The organism is Nonomuraea spiralis, assembly GCF_014648435.1.
GTDB lineage: Bacteria > Actinomycetota > Actinomycetes > Streptosporangiales > Streptosporangiaceae > Nonomuraea > Nonomuraea spiralis.
Window position 1 is genome coordinate 44,539 of record NZ_BMRC01000038.1, and the last position, 17,037, is coordinate 61,575.

Genomic DNA, 17,037 nt, shown 5'->3' on the forward strand with positions numbered 1-17,037 from the left:
GGTCAGTCGGGGTCGTCGACGTGGCAGGCCGGGACCCAGCCGACGACCCCGGTGGCCGCGTCGGTGCCGTGGTGCCACAGGGTGCTGTCGTACAGGTCGTCGCACTGGTACCGCTCGTGTTCCTCCGAGTAGTCGGAGTCGAAGCCGTCGCCGGGGCGGCCCACGCCCACCTGGGCCGCGCCGCCCTTGGGCTCGCTCCAGATCGCCACCTCCGGGCTGCGGAAGTCGTAGCGGTAGCGGGCCTCGGCGGGGCCGGCGCCGCCCATGGTCAGGGCCGCGAGCAGGCCGGCCGCGACGGCTCCCCGCGCGAGGGTGCGCTCACTGTGGGCTTTCACCCGCTCACAGTACGCGCTCAGGCGAGCCCGCGCCCGGAGCGCCGCCAGCCGATCAGGCCGCCGTCCAGCGGGCGGGCGTCGAAGCCGCGTTCGCGCAGCAGGCGTACGGCCTCGGGCGAGACCACGCAGTACGGTCCGCCGCAGTAGGCCACGATCCGGGCGTCGGCCGGCAGCTCGTCCAGGTGGTGCTCCAGCTCCTCCAGGGGCACCGAGACCGCGCCCGGCACGTGCCCCTTCGCGTACGCGGACGCCGCCCGTACGTCGATGATCACCGTGTCGGGGTCGGCGAGCCTTTCGGCCAGCTCGTCCGCCGTGACGCCGGCCAGGTCGCCCAGCCGCTCCTGTACGGCCCCGCGCAGGTCGGACAGCCGGTCGTGGGCGAAGTGCTGGAGGGTGCCCAGGAAACGCGAGACCTGCTCGTCGGCCAGCCGGTAGCGCACCCGCGTGCCGTCCCTGCTGCTGGTGACCAGGTGGGCCGCGCGCAGGTGCTGGAGCTGGGCCGAGGTGTTCTTGAGCGGTACGCCCGCCGCCTCGGCCAGCTCCTCGACCGTACGCTCGCTCTGGTCGAGCACGTCGAGCAGCCGCAGCCGCACCGGGTTGGACAGCGCCTTGCCGATGCGGGCCAGGTGCCGGTAGATCGGCTCCTCCGGGAACTCCGGCATCAGGCCGGGTACTGGTCGTGGCGCAGCCAGAGCTCGGTCCACTCCTCGGGGCTGAGCTCCCGGCCGGTGACGGAGATCTCGGCCAGCTCCTCGAAGTACGCCTCGCGCGGCGCGCCGGGCGTGAAGAGGATCAACATCGAGGCCGGTTCGCCCGACTCGTTGCGGAAGGCGTGGATGCCGCCCTCCGGCAGGTGCAGGAAGTCGCCCGGCCGGCCGTCGGTCCACTTGATCCCGTCGTAGAGGCGCACGGTGCCCGACAACACGTAGAACGACTCGGTGATCGTGCGGTGGAAGTGCGGGGCCGGGCCGCTGGGGCGCGGGCCCATCTCCCACCGGTACAGGCCGAAGGCGCCGTTCGTCGAGCCGCCCGTGCCCAGGTAGTGGACGTTGGTGCCGCTCTTCATCGCCAGGTCGGGGGCGGCGTCGGCCAGGCGCAGGGTGCCGTTGGTCGTGCCGGATTCGGCCAGGTAGCGCTGCTCGGGGTACGACATGGGGAAATCCTCCAATATTCCAAAGAAAGTTAGAATATAGGAAGATCGGCCCGAGTGCGTCCTCAGAACGTGATGACCGTGCGGGCGACCGTGCCCTGGCGTACGTGGGCGACGGCCTCGTTGATCCGGTCGAGGGGCAGGCGTTCGGTGATCAGGCCGTCGAGGTCGAGCCGGCCGCGCAGGTACTGGGCGGCCAGCATGGGCAGGTCGCGGTGGGGCGCGGCGTCGCCGCCCTGGGTGCCCATGAGGCGGCGGGAGGAGAACAGCAGGCCGGTGTCCAGCTCCATCGGGTGGCCCTGGGGCGGGCTGCCGACCATGACCGTGGTCCCGCCCGGCTGGGTGGCGGCGAACGCCCGCGCCAGCACGCCGGGCACGCCGGTCGCGTCGAAGGCGTAGTCGACGCCGCCGCGGACCAGCGCGCCCACCTGGCGGGGCAGGTCGCCGGCGGTGAGCAGGTGGGTGGCGCCGAAGCGTTCGGCCAGCTTGAGCTTCTGCTCGGCCACGTCCGCGGCGATGATCGTGGTCGCGCCGGCCAGCACCGCGCCCTGGATGACGTTGAGTCCCACGCCGCCGCAGCCCACCACCAGGACCGAGGCGCCCGGCGGCACCTCGGCCACGTTCAGGACCGCGCCCACGCCGGTGATCACGCCGCAGGCCAGCAGGCACATGGCGTCGAAGGGGGCGTCCTTGGCGATCTTCACGCACATGGCCTCGGTGACCACCGCGTACTCGGCGAAGGAGCCGATGCCGATGAAACGGCGGGTCTCCCGGCCGTCCAGGGTGATCCGGGGCGGGCCGCCCATGATGGTCGGCAGCCGCAGCGGGCCCGAGCACAGGTGGAAGCGGCCCGAGCCGCAGTGGCGGCAGTGTCCGCAGGGGCCGCTCATGGCGATGATGACGTGGTCGTCCGGCCTGACGGTGGTGACGCCCGCGCCGACGCTCTCCACGACGCCCGCGCTCTCGTGCCCGAGGATGAACGGCGGCGCGGCCACCACCGGGCTCTTGCCGTCGATGGCCTTGAGGTCGGAGCCGCACACGCCCGACGCCCTGATCCGGACGCGCACCTCGCCGGGCCCGGGGTCGTCGATCTCCACGTCGCGGATCTCCATGGGCTCGTGGAACCCGGTCAGCACGGCCGCGCGCATCAGCATGCGCCCACGCTAGCCCGGGGCGCCGCTTGCGAGCAAGCGGTTGCTCGGGAGCCCGTTGACACCCCTTCCCGGCAAATCTACGCTCAGCGAAACCAAGCGAGCGCTAGGCCGAATCGCGAGGGAGAACAACATGGTACGGCGGGGCGCGGCGGCGCTCACCCTGACGCTGCTCGTCACCGGCTGCGCGGCCCAGCAGACCGGTACGGCCCAGTCGGGCACGGGAGTGACGGACACCACGATCAAGATCGGCGGCGTGCTGACCAAGACCAGCGCCAGCGGCTACTCGACCAGGGACGCCGAGATCGGCGCGAAGGCCAGGTTCGAACGCGCCAACGCCGAGGGCGGCGTCCACGGCCGCAGGATCGACTTCATCGGCGCCGAGGACGACGCCCAGGACGCGGCCAAGGGCGACGCCGCGGCCAAGAAGCTCGTGCAGAAGGACCAGGTGTTCGCCCTGGTGCCGGTGCACGCCCCGAACTTCGGCGGCGCGGCCTTCCTCGAACAGCAGGGCGTGCCCTGGTTCGGCTGGGCCACCGGGCCGCAGTGGTGCGGCACCAGGACCGGGTTCGGCTACAACGGCTGCCTGGCGCCCAAACAGGGTGCGGGCTCCCAGACGTGGTGGGGCAGGCAGATGGCCGACCTGCTCGGCGGCGCCGAGGGCAGGAGCGTCTACGTCCAGACCAGCGACTCCAGCGGCAGCAAGTACGGCGGCACCACTATCTCCCAGTCGTTCACCGCCGCCGGATTCAGGCTGGCCGGCGTGAACTCCGGCCTCCCGGCCGCCGCCCCGCCCCCCGACTGGCTCCCGTACGTCAACAAGATCATGACCTCGGACGGCGGCAAGGCTCCCGACGTCGTCGTGTCGGTGATCGCGGGCACCAAGTTCAACGTCGGCCTGTACTCGGCGCTCAAGCGGGCCGGTTACAAGGGCGTGCTCACCGACGCCACCAGCTACGACGTGGCCATCCTCAAGGACCAGGCCAGTGCGCAGGCGCTCGAAGGCGTGATCGCCGCGCCCATGTTCGAGCCGTTCGAGTCGCCCGCGCCCGAGATCGCCCAGCTCAAGAAGGACGTGGAGAAGGTCGCCCCCGGCACCGCGCTCACCCAGCACCTGGCGATCGGCTACTGGGCCGCCGACATCTTCCTCGACGTGCTCCGGCGCACCGGCAAGGACCTGACCAGGGAGAAGTTCCTGGCCACGGCCAATGGCGACTACCTGTACGAGAACCCCGGGTTCGGCCGCATCCGCTACCCGAGGGACCACAGCGAGCCGAACGGCTGCGGCGCCCTGGTCAAGCTGGCGGGCGGCGCCTTCCAGGTGGCCAGGCGGATGGCCTGCTTCGACAACGTGCCGCTGAAATGATCCTCCAGTACGTGCTCAGCGGCCTGGTCACCGGGGCCGTCTTCGCGATCATGGGCTCCGGCCTGACCCTGTCGTACGCGGCGACCGGGGTGTTCAACTTCGCCCACGGCGCCGTCGCCTTCCTGGCCGCCCTGCTGTTCCACGAACTCGTCGCCGCCGCCGGGCTGCCCGCGTGGCTGTCGGCGCTGGTGGCGGCCGGGTTGTTCGCGCCCGCGCTCGGCTTCCTGCTGCACCGGGCCATGTTCCGCGGGCTCGCCCAGGCGGGGGAGACCGCGCAGATCGTCGCCACGATCGGGCTCACCATCGCGCTGCCCGCGATCGGCCTGCTGGTCGTGGACCTGGCCGGGCTGCCCGGCGCGGACGCCACCTCGCTGCCGCGCGGCGTCGGCCCGCACCCGGCGCTCGGGTTCGACCTGCTCGGGGTGCGGCTGGACAGCGACCAGCTCATCACCTTCGCCGTCTCGGCCGTCGCGGCGGCGGGGTTGTGGGCGTTCATGCGGCACACGCCGTACGGGCTGCGCATGCGGGCCTCCGTGGACCGCCGCCGGCTGGCCACGCTGCGGGGCATCGACGTGGACGCCACCTCGGCGCTGGCCTGGATGCTCGGGTCCGGGCTCGCCGGGCTGGCCGGAGTGCTGGCGGTGCCGGTGCTCGGGCTGGACGCGACGGCGTACACGGTGCTGCTGTTCGCCTCGGCGACGGCGGCGGTGTTCGGACGGCTGCGCTCGATCCCCTGGACGTTCGCGGCCGGGCTCGCGCTCGGGGTCGTGCAGAACCTGGTCGCCGGGTACACCGACTTCCTGGAGGAGGTCACCGGGTTGCGGACCGCCGTACCGGTGATCCTGCTGTTCGCCGGGCTGGTGTTGCTGAACCGGTCGCGGGAGCGGGTGGCGGGCAGCGCCGCCGAGGACGTCCCGCCGCCCGACCGGCTGGCCGGGGTGCCCGTCTGGCGCAGGCGGCTGCCGTGGGCGGCGGGCCTGGTCGTGCTGGCGGCCTTCGCGCTGCTCGGGCCGCAGTACTACGTGGGCGTCGCGGCCCAGGGGCTGGTGCTCGCGCTGATCTTCTGCTCGTTCGTGGTGGTGACCGGGATCGGCGGCATGGTGAACCTGGCGCAGGCCGCCTTCGCCGCCATGGCGGCCCTGACCTGCGGGTGGGCCTTCGCCTCCGGGTTGCCGTTCGCTCTGGCGATCCTGCTGGGGGTGCTCGCCGCGGGGGCGGTCGGCCTGGTGGTGGCGCTGCCCGCGCTGCGGCTGGGCGGGCGGGTGCTGACGCTGGCCACGCTGGCCCTGGCGCTGCTGGCCGACCAGGTGTTGTTCCAGGTGGACGCCTTCAGCAACGGGACGATCGGGTGGACGCTGCCCGCGCTCGGGCTCGGCTTCGCCGACACCTCCGACCCGCGGGTGCGGGTGGCCGTGCTGCTGGCCCTGATCGGGCTGGTGGCGCTGCTGGTACGCAATCTGGAGCGGTCGGCGTCCGGGCGGGCCGTCCTCGCCGTACGGTCCGCGCCCGCGGCGGCCGTCACCTCCGGGTTGTCGGCGCCGCGCGCCAAGATCGTGTTGTTCGTGCTGGCGTCGGGTATCGCGGGGCTCGGCGGGGTGTTCTTCGCGATCTCCAAGGGGTCGATCACCGCCACCGATCTGCCCGCGTTCTCCGGGTTCGTGTGGCTGGCCGTGGTGGTGCTGCAGGGCGTGCGCCGGATCGGCGGGGCGGTGCTCGGCGGGCTGGTCGCGGTGGCCGTGCCGGAGCTGCTGGCGACCTGGGGGGTGTCCGCGCACGTCGGGTCGATCCTGTTCGGGGCCGGCGGCATGATCCTGGCCCGGCATCCGGACGGCGTGCTCGCCCAGTTCGCCGAGGCCCGGCACCGCCGTCGCGCCGCCGCCGTCGCGCCGGTCGCGCCGGTCCCGTCGGTCGTGGCGGACGTCCGCGCCGCCGTGCCCCGGCGGGCCGCGCCGGGCGGGGGCGGCTCGCCGCTGTTCGTGCTGGAGGACGTCGTGGCCGGCTACGCCGACTGCACCGTGCTGCGCGGGGTGACGCTGGAGGTGCGGCCCGGCGAGGTGGTGGCGCTGCTCGGCGCGAACGGCGCGGGCAAGTCCACCACATGCGCCGTCGCCGCCGGCGACCTGCCCGCGACCGGCGGACGCGTCCTGCTCGACGGCGTGGACGTCACCGCCTGGCCCGCGCACCGGCGGGCCCGCGCCGGCGTCCTGCTGGCCCCCGAGGGCCGGGGCGTGTTCCCGGGGCTCACCGTGGAGGAGAACCTGCGTACCTGGCTGGCGGATCCCGGGCCGGTCTACGACCGCCTGCCGCAGCTCGCGGCCCGCCGTACGGTGGCGGCGGGCGCGTTGTCGGGCGGCGAGCAGCAGCTCCTCACGCTGGCCCCGGCCCTGGTGCGCCCGCCGCGCGTGCTGATCGCCGACGAGCCGTCGCTCGGCCTCGCGCCCCTCGTGGTACGGCAGGTGTTCGACGTCTTCGCCGAGCTGCGCGACCGGGGCGTGGCGTTGCTGCTGGTCGAGGAGAAGGCCACCGAGGCGCTGGCCGTCGCCGACCGGGTCGCGTTCATGCGGCTGGGCGGCGTCACCTGGACGGGCCCGCGTTCGGAGGTGGACGGCGACCGGCTGACCGCCGCCTACCTGGGGGTGAGGTGAATGCTCGCGGTGGAGGGCGTGTCCGTGGCCTTCGGCGGGGTCAGGGCGCTGGACGGGGTGACGTTCGAGGCCGGGCCGGGCCAGGTCTGCGGCGTGATCGGCCCGAACGGCGCGGGCAAGACCACGCTGTTCGACGTCGTGTCCGGGCTGCGCAGACCGGTCGCGGGCCGGGTCAGGCTGGCCGGGCGGGACGTGACCGGCATGCCGGCGCTCCGGCGGGCCAGGGCCGGGGTGCGCAGGACGTTCCAGCGCACCCAGGTCTTCGGCCGGCTCACCGTGGCCCAGAACGTGCTGGCCGCGCTCGACTGGCACGGCGGTGGCGGCGGGCTGGCCGCCGACCTGGCCGGTTGGCCGGGCCGGCGGCGGATCGAGCGCGAACGCGGCACGCGCGTGGCGGAGGTGCTCGACCTGTGCGGGCTCACCCCGCTGCGCGACGCGTACGCCGCCGCGCTGCCGGTCGGGCAGCGCCGCCTGGTCGAGCTGGCTCGGGCGCTCGCCGACCGCCCGAGACTCCTGCTGCTGGACGAGCCCACCTCCGGCCTGGACGCCGCCCAGACCGCCCGGCTCGCCGAGGTCGTCAGGGCCCTGGACACGACCGTGCTGCTGGTCGAGCACGACATGAGGTTCGTCATGGAGATCTGCGACCGGATCGTCGTGCTGGACCTCGGCCGGGTGATCGCGTCCGGGACGCCCGCGCAGGTGCGCGACGATCCGGTGGTGCGGGCCGCGTACCTAGGCTGAGTGCCGCTCGGTGAAGGACAGGACGCGGCGCCAGGCGTCCTGGCAGACCCCGTCCCACTCCTTGAACGAGCGGTCGAAGAAGGAGTGGGGCGCGCCCTCGTAGACGTGGGTCTCGTGCTCGGTGCCCACCCGGTCGAGCGCCGCGGTGTAGGCGTCGAACTCCTCGGGGCTCGACACCGTGTCCGCGCCGCCCCTGAGCAGCAGCAGCGGCGCGCCCGGCCCGGTCGTGGGCTCGTCGATGAAGCGCAGCGCGCCGTAGAAGCCGATGCTCCCGGCCAGGCCGTTGCCCTCGGCGCCCTGGCGCCACGACAGCGCGCCGCCCATGCAGAAGCCCACCGTGAACACCGGGCCGTCACCGGCCAGCTCGGCGGTGGCCGCCGCCGCGTCGGCCTGCACCTGGTCGAGCTTGAGCTGGTTGACGTGGGGCGGGTAGTCGAAGTCGTCGCCGCGGTCGCCGCTCTCCTCGGTACGGCCGAAGTAGTCGATCGCGATCGTACGGAACCCCGCCTCGGCGAAGCGCATCGCGAGGTCGCGGTAGAACGGGTGCAGGCCGCGCACGTCCGGCATGATCACCACACCGCGGCCGTTCGGCTCGGCCGGGTCGGCCCGGTAGGCCATGAACCGGGTGCCGTCGGCGGAGGTCAGGGTGATCTGCTCGTGCGTGGCCACCTCGCCCTGGATCGGCGGGGCGGGCGGTCGGCTGTCGGTGGAATGACACATGTGCCCAGCATGCCCCAAGGTGATCGTCCACCATCTGATTTCGCCCTCAGTACGGCGGCGCCGCCCGGAACGCCTCCAGCAGGTGGGCCCGTACCCGTGCCACGGCCGTCCTGGCCAGCGCCCCCGACCGTACGGCCAGGTAGCCGGTGTTGATCGGCGGCTCCGCCGGTTCGGCCAGCACGACCAGCGTGCCCTCGGCCAGGTCACGCCGGCACAGGTACGCGGGCAGGACCGAGACGCCCGTCCCGGCCCGTACCGCGCTCAGCACGCCGCGCAGGTCGGGGATGACGACCTGCGCGGCCATCGACGGCCGCCGCCCGAAGACGGTCCGCCAGTAGCGGCGCACGATGGGCAGGTCCTCGGCGTAGGCCACCATCGGGACCGCGGCCAGCTCCTTGGGCCCGACCCGGCCCGGCGGCAGCGTGGCGGCCAGGGACGGCGCCGCGACCAGGACGAACTCCTCGTCGTACACCGGGTCCGCCCGCACGCCGCGCACCCGGGGCCGGATCGTGGACAACACCAGGTCGAGCCGTCCGGCCGCGAGGTCGGCCAGCAGGTCGTCGGCCAGGCCGAGGGTGGTGCGCAGCCGCAGCCCGTCCCGTACGAGCGGGGCGAGCATCGGCATCACCACCTCGCACAGGAACTCGGCCGGGCCGCCCAGGTGCACGGCCTCGTCCGAGGGCAGCTCCGACCCGGCCACCTCGTCCAGCGCGTCGAGGGCGGGGGCGATCCGGCGGGCCAGCTCGTCGGCCGCGGGGGTGGGCGCGACACCGCGTGGCAGCCGGTCGAACAGCGGCCGGTCGAGCGTCGCCTCCAGCGTCTTGACCTGGGCGGTCACCGCGGGCTGTGACAGGCCGAGCGTCTGCGCGGCGGCCGTGATGGAGCCGGTGCGGTGGACGGCGAGGAAGGTCCGCAGCAGGTCCAACGAGAGTGGCGACATATCACTATTCTGATGGCATGACTGATATTTCGCTATTTGTGGCTGATGGCGGCGCGCGGCGATCCTGGACGTATGAGCAAGCGCATTCTGATCGTGCTGACCAGCCATGACGACCTCGGCGGCGTGGAACGTACCGGATATTACGTGCCCGAGGCGGCCCACCCCTGGGAGATCTTCACCAAGGCGGGCTTCGAGGTGGACGTCGCCAGCGTCGCGGGCGGTGAGCCGCCGCGTGACGGCTACGACCCGGACGACCACGTCCAGGCCGCCTTCCTCGCCGCCGGCCTGCACCGCGACACCGCCCGCCTGGCCGGTGTGGACGCCTCCGCCTACGACGCCGTCCTGTACGCCGGCGGCCACGGCACCATGTGGGACTTCCCCGGCGACCCCGACGTCGCCCGCGTCGGCCGGGAGATCTACGAGCGCGGCGGCGTGGTGGCGGCCGTCTGCCACGGCCCCTCGGCGCTGGTCGGCCTGACCCTGTCGGACGGCTCTCACCTGGTGGACGGCAAGCGGGTGGCCGCGTTCACCAACAGCGAGGAGACCGCACGGGGAGTGGCGGAGGTGGTGCCGTTCCTGCTGGCCGACGCGCTGACCGAGCGGGGCGCCCGGCACGAGCCCGCCCCGAACTGGCAGGCCCACGTCGTGGTGGACGGCCGCCTGGTCACCGGCCAGAACCCGGCCAGCGCCGCCCCCCTGGCCGAACGGGTGGTCGGCCTGCTCGCCTGACCTCGCCGGACGGCGGGCGCGGTACGCGCAACGGCAGCCGGATGGCGGTTGCCGCACCCGCGCGCGGGAGCCGACGATCGAGGGGTACGGCAGGCCACACCCCGTGGAAGGAAGTCCGCATGGCGTTCCACCCCAATCTCGATCCGGAGCTGCGTACCGCGCTCGAACTCGCGCCGTTCCCGGCCTTCGACGTGACGGCACTGTCACCGGAGGGTCTGGCCGGGCAGCGGGCGCAGATGAACGCGATGCTGGCCGCGGCGCCGCCCGCCGAGACCGACGTCCTGATCGAGAACCGCCACGTCCCCGGCCCCGACGGCGAGCCGGACGTACGGGTCCGGATCTACCGTCCGGCCGAGGGGGGAACCGGCGGGCCCGGCCTCTACTGGATACACGGCGGCGGCATGATCTTCGGCGTGCCCGAGGTCGACGAGGCCGTGATGATCGACTACGTCGAGCGGCTCGGCGTGGTGGTGGTCTCCGTCGACTACCGCCTGGCGCCCGACCACCCGCATCCCGCGCCGGTCGAGGACTGCTACGCGGGCCTGGTGTGGACCGCCAAGAACGCGGAGGAACTGGGCATCGACCCCACCAGGCTGGCCGTCGGCGGGGCCAGCGCGGGTGGCGGGCTGGCCGCCGCGACCGTGTTGCTCGCCCGCGACCGGGGCGGGCCCGAGGTGGTCTTCCAGCTCCTGATCTGCCCGATGCTCGACGACCGCAACAACACGCCGTCGAGCCGGGAGTTCACCGAGGCCGTCGTCTGGGACCGGGCCGCGAACCTCTTCGGCTGGTCCGCCCTGCTCGGCGACCGGGCGGGCGGCGCGGACGTCCCGCCGTACGCGGCGCCCTCGCGGGCCGAGGACCTGTCGGGGTTGCCGCCCGCGTTCATCGACGTGGGCGAGCTGGAGGTGTTCAGGGACGAGGACATCGACTACGCCCAGCGGCTCTTGCGCGCCGGGGTGTCCACCGAGTTCCACCTCTACCCCGGGGCCTTCCACGGGTTCGACATCATGGTGCCGGACACCGCGCTGAGCAGGCGGGCGCGGGAGGGCCGGCTGGCCGCGCTCAGGCGGGCGTACCGGTTGTAGCGTTCGCGAGCAGGCGTACCAGGGCGAGGGCGAGGTGCGCGCGCAGGCGGCCGGCGGGGCCGGCGAGGGAGAAGCCGAGCACCGACTCCGCCCGCGCGATGCGGCCGGCCATCGAGCTGTGGTGCAGGTGCACCTCGGCGGCGGCGGCGCGTACGGACCCGGCCGCGCACAGCGCGCGGACCGCGAGCAGGTGATCCTCGCCCAGCCTGGCCATCGTCCGCACGTCGGCCAGCTCCGCGACGGCCGTGCCGGGCAGGTCGGCGAACAGCGCGAGGGCCCCGAGGTCGGTCCAGCGCACCACCCGGTCGTGCGGGCCGGTGAAACGCAGCGCGGTGCGGGCCTTGGCCCACGACTCGGCGGCGTGCGAACCGGGCAGCTCGGGGCCGATGCCCACGCGCGAGCCCTCGGGCAGCTCGCCGTCCAAGGTGGTGGCCACGAGTACGGCCTGGGTGTCGCCGATCCTGGCGGCGCGTACACGATGGCCCATGGCCCGCAGCCCGCCCGCGGCCGGATCATGGGGGAGCCCCTGGGGCGGGGTGTGGGGGAGGTTCGGGGGCGGGACGTGGGGGGAGGCGAAGGCCAGGGCCTGGAGCGGGGCGGACGGGGCGAACCCGAGCAGCCGCAGCGCCCGCGCCCGCTCCGCCTCGCCGGTCTCGGCCGAGAGCACCAGCTCGACCAGCGCCGGGTCCTGACCCTCGCGGGCCTGCGCGGCGGCGCGCTCCAAGGTCAGCTCGGCCGCCGCGGCGAACCGTTCGAGCACGATCTCGTCGAGGCCGTGCGCGGCGCCCTCGCGTTCCATCCACACGCTGCCCAGCCCGCCGCTCAGCTCCCTGACCTGCGACACCCCGACCTCGGGCGGGGCGGGCCGGCCGTCGGGCGCGACCCTGACGCGTTTGCCTGCGGCGGCGTCGAACAGGCCGGCCGGACACTGCGCCAGCCGCGCGGTGGCCGCGAGCAGCACCGGCACGGTCACGTGATCGCGCACCAGCGAGTCGAAGTAGGCGATGACCCGGACCGCGCTCTCGGCGTCGGCGTCGAGCGTGGACAGCCGGAGCAGAAGACCCTGCACGCCCTTCACAATAGGCGCGCGGGCGGCGGCCTGGCCAGGCGACCAAGCGTGCGCTAGGTTGGTTTCGTGGATCTCGACTTCTCCCCGGCCGAGCTGGACTTCCGCGCCGAGGTTCGCGACTGGCTGGCCGCCCACGTGCCGGAACGGCTCCCGCCCATGGACGGCCCCGAGGGCTTCGAGGCGCACCGCGCCTGGGAGGCGCTGCTGGCCGGCGAGCGGCTGTCGGTCGTCTCCTGGCCCCGCGAGTACGGCGGCCGCGGCGCGTCCCTGATCGAATGGCTGATCTTCGAGGAGGAGTACTGGGCCGCCGGAGCCCCCGCCCGCGTCAGCCAGAACGGCATCTTCCTCCTCGCCCCGAGCCTCATGCGGTTCGGCACCCCCGAGCAGCGGCGGCGCTGGCTGCCCCGGATGGCGGCGGCCGAGGACGTCTGGGCGCAGGCGTGGTCCGAACCCGAGGCCGGCAGCGACCTCGCCGCGCTCACCGCCCGCGCCGAACGCGCCGACGGCGGCTGGCGCCTGTACGGCCACAAGACCTGGAGCTCCCGGGCCGCCCACGCCTCCCACGGCTTCGGCCTCTTCCGCACCTCCGGCGCGCGGCACAAGGGCCTGACGTACTTCCTGTTCCCCCTGGACGAGGTCGCCGTACGGCCGATCGCGCAGCTCGACGGCCTGCCCGGGTTCGCCGAGCTGCACTTCGACGGCGTGTTCGCGGACGACTCCATGGTGCTCGGCGAACCCGGCGACGGCTGGCGGATCGCGATGGCCACCACCTCCTCCGAACGCGGCCTGACCCTGCGCAGCCCCGGCCGCTTCCTGGCCACCGCCGACCGGCTCGTCGAGCTTGCCAGGGACGCCGACCCCGCCCTCGCCGACCAGGTCGCGCGCTGCTGGACGGCGGCCGAGGCGTACCGGCTGCACACCTTCGCCACCGCCCGCCGGATCATGGCCGGGGCCGAGATCGGGGCCGCGGCCAGCATGGGCAAGGTCTTCTGGTCGGAGCTGGACCTGCGCATGCACGAGCTGGCCATGGAACTGCTCGGCGACCGCGCCGGCGGCACGGACTGGCTGGACGGCTTCCTGTTCTCGCTGGCCGGGCCCATCTACGCGGGCACGAACGAGATCCAGCGCAACATCATCGCCGAGCGTGTCCTGGGCCTGCCCCGCTGAGTCCTCTGGAGTCGCCCTCATGCACTTCGCCTTCACCGACGAGCAACTCGCCCTGGGCGCGACCGTACGCGACGTGCTGCGGGCGCACTGCCCGCCCGGCGCGCTGCGGACCGAACGCCGTCCCGCCTGGGACCAGCTCGCCGAGCTGGGCTTCTTCGGGTTGCTCCTGCCGCCGGAGCTGGACGGGCTCGGGCTCGGCCTGACCGACGTGCTGCCCGCCGTCGAGGAGACCGGGCGGGCGTGCCTGCCGGGGCCGGTCGTGCAGACCGCCGTGGCGGCGGCGTTCCTGGTGCCGCGCGTCCCCAAGCTCGCCTCGGGGGCCGTGTGCGTGGGCGTGTTGTTGCCGGGGGAGACGTACGCGGCCGACGCCGATCTCGCCGACGTGCTCGTCGTGGCGCGTACCGGGAGTGCGGCCCGGGTGTTTCCCGGGCACGCGGCGCGGCTCGCGGCCAGGCCGGGGGTGGACCCGTGCCGGCCGCTGTTCGACGTCGCCGTGGAACCGTCCGGCCAGGACGACCTCGCGGCGCCCGGCGCGGACCGGGTCGCGCTCGCGGCGCGGGCCGTCACGGTCGCGACCGCCGCCCAGCTCGTCGGGGTCGCGCGGGAGCTGCTCGCGGTCTCGGTGTCGTACGCGCGGGTCAGGAGGCAGTTCGGGGCGGCGATCGGGTCCTTCCAGGCCGTCCGGCACAAGCTCGCCGACGTGGCGGTGGCCGTCGAGTTCGCCGCGCCGCTGGTGCACCGGGCGGCGCTGTCCGTGGACCGGTCCGCGCCCACCGCCGAGCGGGACGTCAGCGCCGCCAAGGCCGCGGCCGGCGAGGCGGCGACGCTGGCCGCCCGGGTCGCGCTCCAGACCCACGGGGCGATCGGCTACACCGAGGAGCTGGACCTGCGGTTCTGGCTCGCGCGCGCCTGGTCGCTGTTGGCCGCGTACGGCGGCGCCGCCCTCCACCGCGAACGCGTGCGCGCCTCCCTGCTCGGCGGCGACCTGCGGAGGAACCCGTGAAGTACGGCGTCCCGCTCGGCCTGCTGCACCCGGACGCCTGGAAGGACGTGGCCGTGGCCGCCGACGAGCTGGGGTTCGAGTCGGTGTGGCTGCCCGAGCACCTGGTGTTCGCCACCGACCTGTCGCTCGCGGTCTACCCGGGGACCGAGGATCCCGGCATCAAGCCGACGACGCCGCTGTTCGACGCCCCGGCCTACCTGTGCTGGCTGGCCGGGCTCACCACCCGCGTCCGGCTCGGCACCGCCGTGTACCTGCCGGCCCTGCGCCACCCGTTCGTCGTGGCCCGCGCGTTCGCCACCCTGGACGTGCTCTCCGGCGGGCGGGCCGTCTGCGGGGTCGGCGCCGGCTGGTACCAGGGGGAGTGGACGGCGGCCGGGCTGCCCTTCGAGACCCGCGGCGCCCGGCTGGACGAGGCCATCGAGGTGATCAGGCGGCTCTGGACCGAACCCGTCGTCGCGCACTCAGGGCGGTTCTACCGGTTTCCCGAGGTCGCCTTCGAGCCCAAGCCCGTACAGGGGCGGCTGCCGGTGCTGGCCGGCGGGGAGTCGGCCGCGGCGCTGCGCCGGGCGGCCCGGCTGTGCGACGGGTGGATCAGCATGCCGCACACGATCGAGTCGATCAGGCCGCAGGTGGCGCGGCTGGGGGCGGGGGTGCCGGTCACCGCCCACGCGTACGCGCTGGCCTCTCCCCGGGAGGTGGCCGACTGGGTGGAGCTGGGGGTGGAACGGCTCATCGTCCGCCCATGGACGCGCAGCCGCGACGCGGTCACCCGCCTGGCCGCCTTCGCCGCGGAGTACGGGGTGGGCTGACGGCGGTGGTGTCCGCCAGGTCAGGCCGGTCGGCGTCCCCAGTCGGGTGTGGTGAGGATTTCGCGGGTGCGGTGGCGGCGGCCCCTGAGGGGGGCGTCCTGGACGAAGGTCTCGACGGTGACCGTCTGCGCGGTGGCGGTCGTGGCGCGCCGGTGGCGGCGGCCGCGCGGGGCGAGGTCGTCCCAGAAGGGCGTGGGCTCGGGGAGGTACGGGTCGGTGGGTGCCTCGGGGCGGCGCCGACGGCCCCGGTAGGTCGCCCCGATCCCGGACGCCTCGGCGGAACGCGGCGTCGCCCGCGTACGAGGGGCGGGGGAGAAGGCGCTGAAGCTGCTGGACGCCGGGGGAAGCGAGATCGGGACCAGCGGGCCGGTGTCGAAGGTGGGCTCGAAGGGCGCGGTGCCGGGCGCGGGCCGGAACGCCGCGCTGTCCAACCGCCGCGGCGGCGCCATCGGATCACTGAACGCCTCGAACCCCTCCTCGGAGAGGTTGGCGGCGACCTCGAAGCCGGGCGCCGGGACGGCCTCATGGAGGTTGGCGGCGGTGCGGCGGAGGGGGGCCGGGTGGGGGTGCTCGGGGTGTGCCTTCGAGGGGCGGCGGCGGGCGCCTGCGGCGTGGGAGCCTCGCCTGCGACGTGAGCCGGGCGCGGGGACCGCGCCGCCGGTACGACGGCCCTCTCCGGAGCCTCCGCCCGAGAGGCCGGGCTCCAAGGAGATGACACCCAAGGCGTCGCGCACCCTGAGTTCGCCCGCCGAAGTGGTGCCCACGCCGGTGGTGAGGCCCGCGGTGGTGTCCGCTGTGGTGTCCGCTGTGATGTCCGTGCCGATGGTGAGGCCCGCGACGGTGGGGGTCGGGGCGGGCGCGGTTGTCGCGGTTCTCAAGCGGGCCGGGGGTGGGGTGAGCTTCAGGGAGGCGTTGGCGGGGCGAAGGCGGGATTGGCGGGTCTTGGCGAGGGCGAGGAGGGCCAGGGCGGCGATCAGGGCCGAGCCGACCAGCGTCGGCGAGCCGATCGTGGACAGCGAGCCGGACGAGGAGGCGTCCACGAGGGTGGGGAGGGGCTCGGCGGTGGCGGCCGTGGTGTCGGCGGTCGTCGCCTTCGCGTGCTTGGACTTCTGCCCCGACCGCCCGGCCGCCGCCGTCGGTACGGGCGCCGTCTCGGGGGAGGCGGCAGGCGAGGGTACGGCGGGAGACCCGGAAGGCGAGGTCGCCGTGGCCTTGGCGGGCCGCTCGGCGGTGTGCTTCGGACGGGCGGCCAGCGGGGCCGAGGCCGGACGTTCCTGCTCGACGTGCGGGATCAGGGAGCTGAGGGAGTCCTCGGGGAGTTGGAGCGTTCCGACGTCGGTGCCGGGCCTGGCGGGCATCGCCGCCTGCTCGTCGGCCCGCTTCTGGGCCGCCTCCTCCTCCAGGCGGGCCTTGATGCGCTCGGGGTAGCCGTAGCCGACGACCTTGCCGGTGTCACGTTCCTTGCGCTTGGCGACGCCGCCGTCGATGTTGCCCTCGATGGTGAGGATCTTGTCGCCCCGGACCGCGGTGACGATGCCGACGTGGTCGATGCCGTCGATCTCGCCGGACCCGCTCCAGTCGTAGAAGACGAAAGCGCCTGGCTTGGGCGTCTTGCCCCAGGCACCCTGTGCCTTGAACCATTCGGCGTGCCGTACGGTCCAGGCGAACTGCCCGATCCATTCCTGGTAGCCGAGCTTGTGCGCGGCCCAGGAGAGGTACATGTCACACCAGGGTGCGGCGGAGTAGTCGGCGTCGAACTCGACGGTCTTGCCGTACCAGTCGCCGAACTTGGTGTACGCGCCGGCCTTCTCGGAGTAGCCCAGCTGGCTTTCGAGCAGGTCGATGTACTTCTGCATCTCTGGCGTCATGGAAGTATGGGGGAACCTTCCGGGCAAGATCCGGATTTATCCACGCATACCGGGGTACGGCGGGGTACCCCGGGATACATGCGACAAAGCCGGAGACCTGTTGTCTTCCGTGCTGAGCGAGGTTACCGCTTCGTGACCAAGGTCAAGCACACCCCAAGAGAGGGCAAAGACACCACCAGGCGCATAATCCCAGTTCAGCCCTGCCGCCAGGACTGTCTAGAACAGGCGATTTAAGAAGAAAAGAGCCGAGTGCGGCATC

The 17,037-nt window shown here is 73.9% G+C and carries 16 protein-coding genes; 8 read left to right on the top strand and 8 right to left on the bottom strand.

Going from position 1 to position 17,037, the window contains the following annotated elements:
* Positions 1-2: 2 nt before the first annotated feature.
* From IEZ27_RS47460 to IEZ27_RS47475, 4 genes are all read right to left on the bottom strand, one after another.
* Complete coding sequence (locus tag IEZ27_RS47460) at positions 3-335, bottom strand: hypothetical protein (protein ID WP_125647294.1); 333 nt, start codon at positions 333-335, stop codon at positions 3-5.
* 17 nt (positions 336-352) lie between these two features.
* Positions 353-997 carry an ArsR/SmtB family transcription factor gene (locus IEZ27_RS47465; protein ID WP_189653262.1) on the bottom strand — a complete coding sequence of 215 codons (645 nt, stop codon included), beginning with the start codon at positions 995-997 and terminating at the stop codon, positions 353-355.
* Positions 997-1,488, bottom strand: coding sequence for a cupin domain-containing protein (locus IEZ27_RS47470; protein ID WP_189653263.1), 492 nt, complete (start codon positions 1,486-1,488; stop codon positions 997-999). The genes IEZ27_RS47465 and IEZ27_RS47470 overlap by 1 nt, the downstream gene beginning before the upstream one ends.
* Positions 1,489-1,550: 62 nt before the next feature.
* On the bottom strand, positions 1,551-2,639 hold the full coding sequence (locus IEZ27_RS47475; protein WP_189653264.1) for an alcohol dehydrogenase catalytic domain-containing protein: 1,089 nt from the start codon (positions 2,637-2,639) through the stop codon (positions 1,551-1,553).
* Positions 2,640-2,769: 130 nt separating this feature from the next.
* Between IEZ27_RS47475 and IEZ27_RS47480 the strand changes: the two genes are divergently transcribed.
* Genes IEZ27_RS47480 through IEZ27_RS47490 form a run of 3 tightly spaced genes read left to right on the top strand, consistent with a single transcriptional unit; the run spans position 2,770 to position 7,388 of the window.
* Positions 2,770-4,002, top strand: a complete 1,233-nt coding sequence (locus IEZ27_RS47480; protein ID WP_189653265.1) for an ABC transporter substrate-binding protein — start codon at positions 2,770-2,772, stop codon at positions 4,000-4,002.
* On the top strand, positions 3,999-6,647 hold the full coding sequence (locus tag IEZ27_RS47485) for an ABC transporter permease subunit (RefSeq protein ID WP_189653266.1): 2,649 nt from the start codon (positions 3,999-4,001) through the stop codon (positions 6,645-6,647). The genes IEZ27_RS47480 and IEZ27_RS47485 overlap by 4 nt, the downstream gene beginning before the upstream one ends.
* Positions 6,648-7,388, top strand: coding sequence for an ABC transporter ATP-binding protein (locus IEZ27_RS47490; protein WP_189653267.1), 741 nt, complete (start codon positions 6,648-6,650; stop codon positions 7,386-7,388).
* Here the strand turns inward: IEZ27_RS47490 and IEZ27_RS47495 are convergent.
* Positions 7,380-8,108: a dienelactone hydrolase family protein gene (locus IEZ27_RS47495; protein ID WP_189653268.1), complete on the bottom strand. Its 729-nt coding sequence runs from the start codon at positions 8,106-8,108 to the stop codon at positions 7,380-7,382. The two genes, IEZ27_RS47490 and IEZ27_RS47495, sit on opposite strands and share 9 nt — an antisense overlap.
* A gap of 46 nt (positions 8,109-8,154) precedes the next feature.
* Positions 8,155-9,048, bottom strand: coding sequence for a LysR family transcriptional regulator (locus IEZ27_RS47500; RefSeq protein ID WP_189653269.1), 894 nt, complete (start codon positions 9,046-9,048; stop codon positions 8,155-8,157).
* Positions 9,049-9,120: 72 nt separating this feature from the next.
* On the opposite strand from IEZ27_RS47500, the gene IEZ27_RS47505 reads away from it, so the two are divergent.
* Positions 9,121-9,777: a type 1 glutamine amidotransferase domain-containing protein gene (locus IEZ27_RS47505; RefSeq protein ID WP_189653270.1), complete on the top strand. Its 657-nt coding sequence runs from the start codon at positions 9,121-9,123 to the stop codon at positions 9,775-9,777.
* A 119-nt stretch (positions 9,778-9,896) separates the two neighbouring features.
* A complete protein-coding gene (locus IEZ27_RS47510; protein WP_189653271.1) occupies positions 9,897-10,862 on the top strand; it encodes an alpha/beta hydrolase in 966 nt (321 codons plus the stop codon).
* Here IEZ27_RS47510 and IEZ27_RS47515 read toward each other — a convergent pair.
* Positions 10,840-11,931: a helix-turn-helix domain-containing protein gene (locus tag IEZ27_RS47515; protein ID WP_189653272.1), complete on the bottom strand. Its 1,092-nt coding sequence runs from the start codon at positions 11,929-11,931 to the stop codon at positions 10,840-10,842. The genes IEZ27_RS47510 and IEZ27_RS47515 overlap by 23 nt on opposite strands.
* Before the next feature lie 66 nt (positions 11,932-11,997).
* Between IEZ27_RS47515 and IEZ27_RS47520 the strand changes: the two genes are divergently transcribed.
* Genes IEZ27_RS47520 through IEZ27_RS47530 form a run of 3 tightly spaced genes read left to right on the top strand, consistent with a single transcriptional unit; the run spans position 11,998 to position 14,910 of the window.
* Positions 11,998-13,098, top strand: a complete 1,101-nt coding sequence (locus IEZ27_RS47520; RefSeq protein WP_189653273.1) for an acyl-CoA dehydrogenase family protein — start codon at positions 11,998-12,000, stop codon at positions 13,096-13,098.
* A gap of 19 nt (positions 13,099-13,117) precedes the next feature.
* Positions 13,118-14,101: an acyl-CoA dehydrogenase family protein gene (locus IEZ27_RS47525; protein ID WP_189653274.1), complete on the top strand. Its 984-nt coding sequence runs from the start codon at positions 13,118-13,120 to the stop codon at positions 14,099-14,101.
* A complete protein-coding gene (locus IEZ27_RS47530; RefSeq protein ID WP_189653275.1) occupies positions 14,098-14,910 on the top strand; it encodes a TIGR03619 family F420-dependent LLM class oxidoreductase in 813 nt (270 codons plus the stop codon). The genes IEZ27_RS47525 and IEZ27_RS47530 overlap by 4 nt, the downstream gene beginning before the upstream one ends.
* 20 nt (positions 14,911-14,930) lie before the next feature.
* Here IEZ27_RS47530 and IEZ27_RS47535 read toward each other — a convergent pair whose 3' ends face one another.
* The gene (locus tag IEZ27_RS47535; RefSeq protein ID WP_189653276.1) at positions 14,931-16,778 is read right to left on the bottom strand and encodes a CHAP domain-containing protein; all 1,848 of its coding nucleotides are present in this window, start codon (positions 16,776-16,778) and stop codon (positions 14,931-14,933) included.
* Between the last annotated feature and the right edge of the window lie 259 nt (positions 16,779-17,037).

Coding starts and splice junctions, on each gene's coding strand:
- IEZ27_RS47465 (WP_189653262.1), bottom strand. CDS start 997: ATGCCGGAGTTCCCGGAGGAGCCGATCTACCGGCACCTGGCCCGCATC.
- IEZ27_RS47480 (WP_189653265.1), top strand. CDS start 2,770: ATGGTACGGCGGGGCGCGGCGGCGCTCACCCTGACGCTGCTCGTCACC.
- IEZ27_RS47535 (WP_189653276.1), bottom strand. CDS start 16,778: ATGACGCCAGAGATGCAGAAGTACATCGACCTGCTCGAAAGCCAGCTG.
- IEZ27_RS47475 (WP_189653264.1), bottom strand. CDS start 2,639: ATGCTGATGCGCGCGGCCGTGCTGACCGGGTTCCACGAGCCCATGGAG.
- IEZ27_RS47490 (WP_189653267.1), top strand. CDS start 6,648: ATGCTCGCGGTGGAGGGCGTGTCCGTGGCCTTCGGCGGGGTCAGGGCG.
- IEZ27_RS47470 (WP_189653263.1), bottom strand. CDS start 1,488: ATGTCGTACCCCGAGCAGCGCTACCTGGCCGAATCCGGCACGACCAAC.
- IEZ27_RS47485 (WP_189653266.1), top strand. CDS start 3,999: ATGATCCTCCAGTACGTGCTCAGCGGCCTGGTCACCGGGGCCGTCTTC.
- IEZ27_RS47495 (WP_189653268.1), bottom strand. CDS start 8,108: ATGTGTCATTCCACCGACAGCCGACCGCCCGCCCCGCCGATCCAGGGC.
- IEZ27_RS47505 (WP_189653270.1), top strand. CDS start 9,121: ATGAGCAAGCGCATTCTGATCGTGCTGACCAGCCATGACGACCTCGGC.
- IEZ27_RS47500 (WP_189653269.1), bottom strand. CDS start 9,048: ATGTCGCCACTCTCGTTGGACCTGCTGCGGACCTTCCTCGCCGTCCAC.
- IEZ27_RS47510 (WP_189653271.1), top strand. CDS start 9,897: ATGGCGTTCCACCCCAATCTCGATCCGGAGCTGCGTACCGCGCTCGAA.
- IEZ27_RS47525 (WP_189653274.1), top strand. CDS start 13,118: ATGCACTTCGCCTTCACCGACGAGCAACTCGCCCTGGGCGCGACCGTA.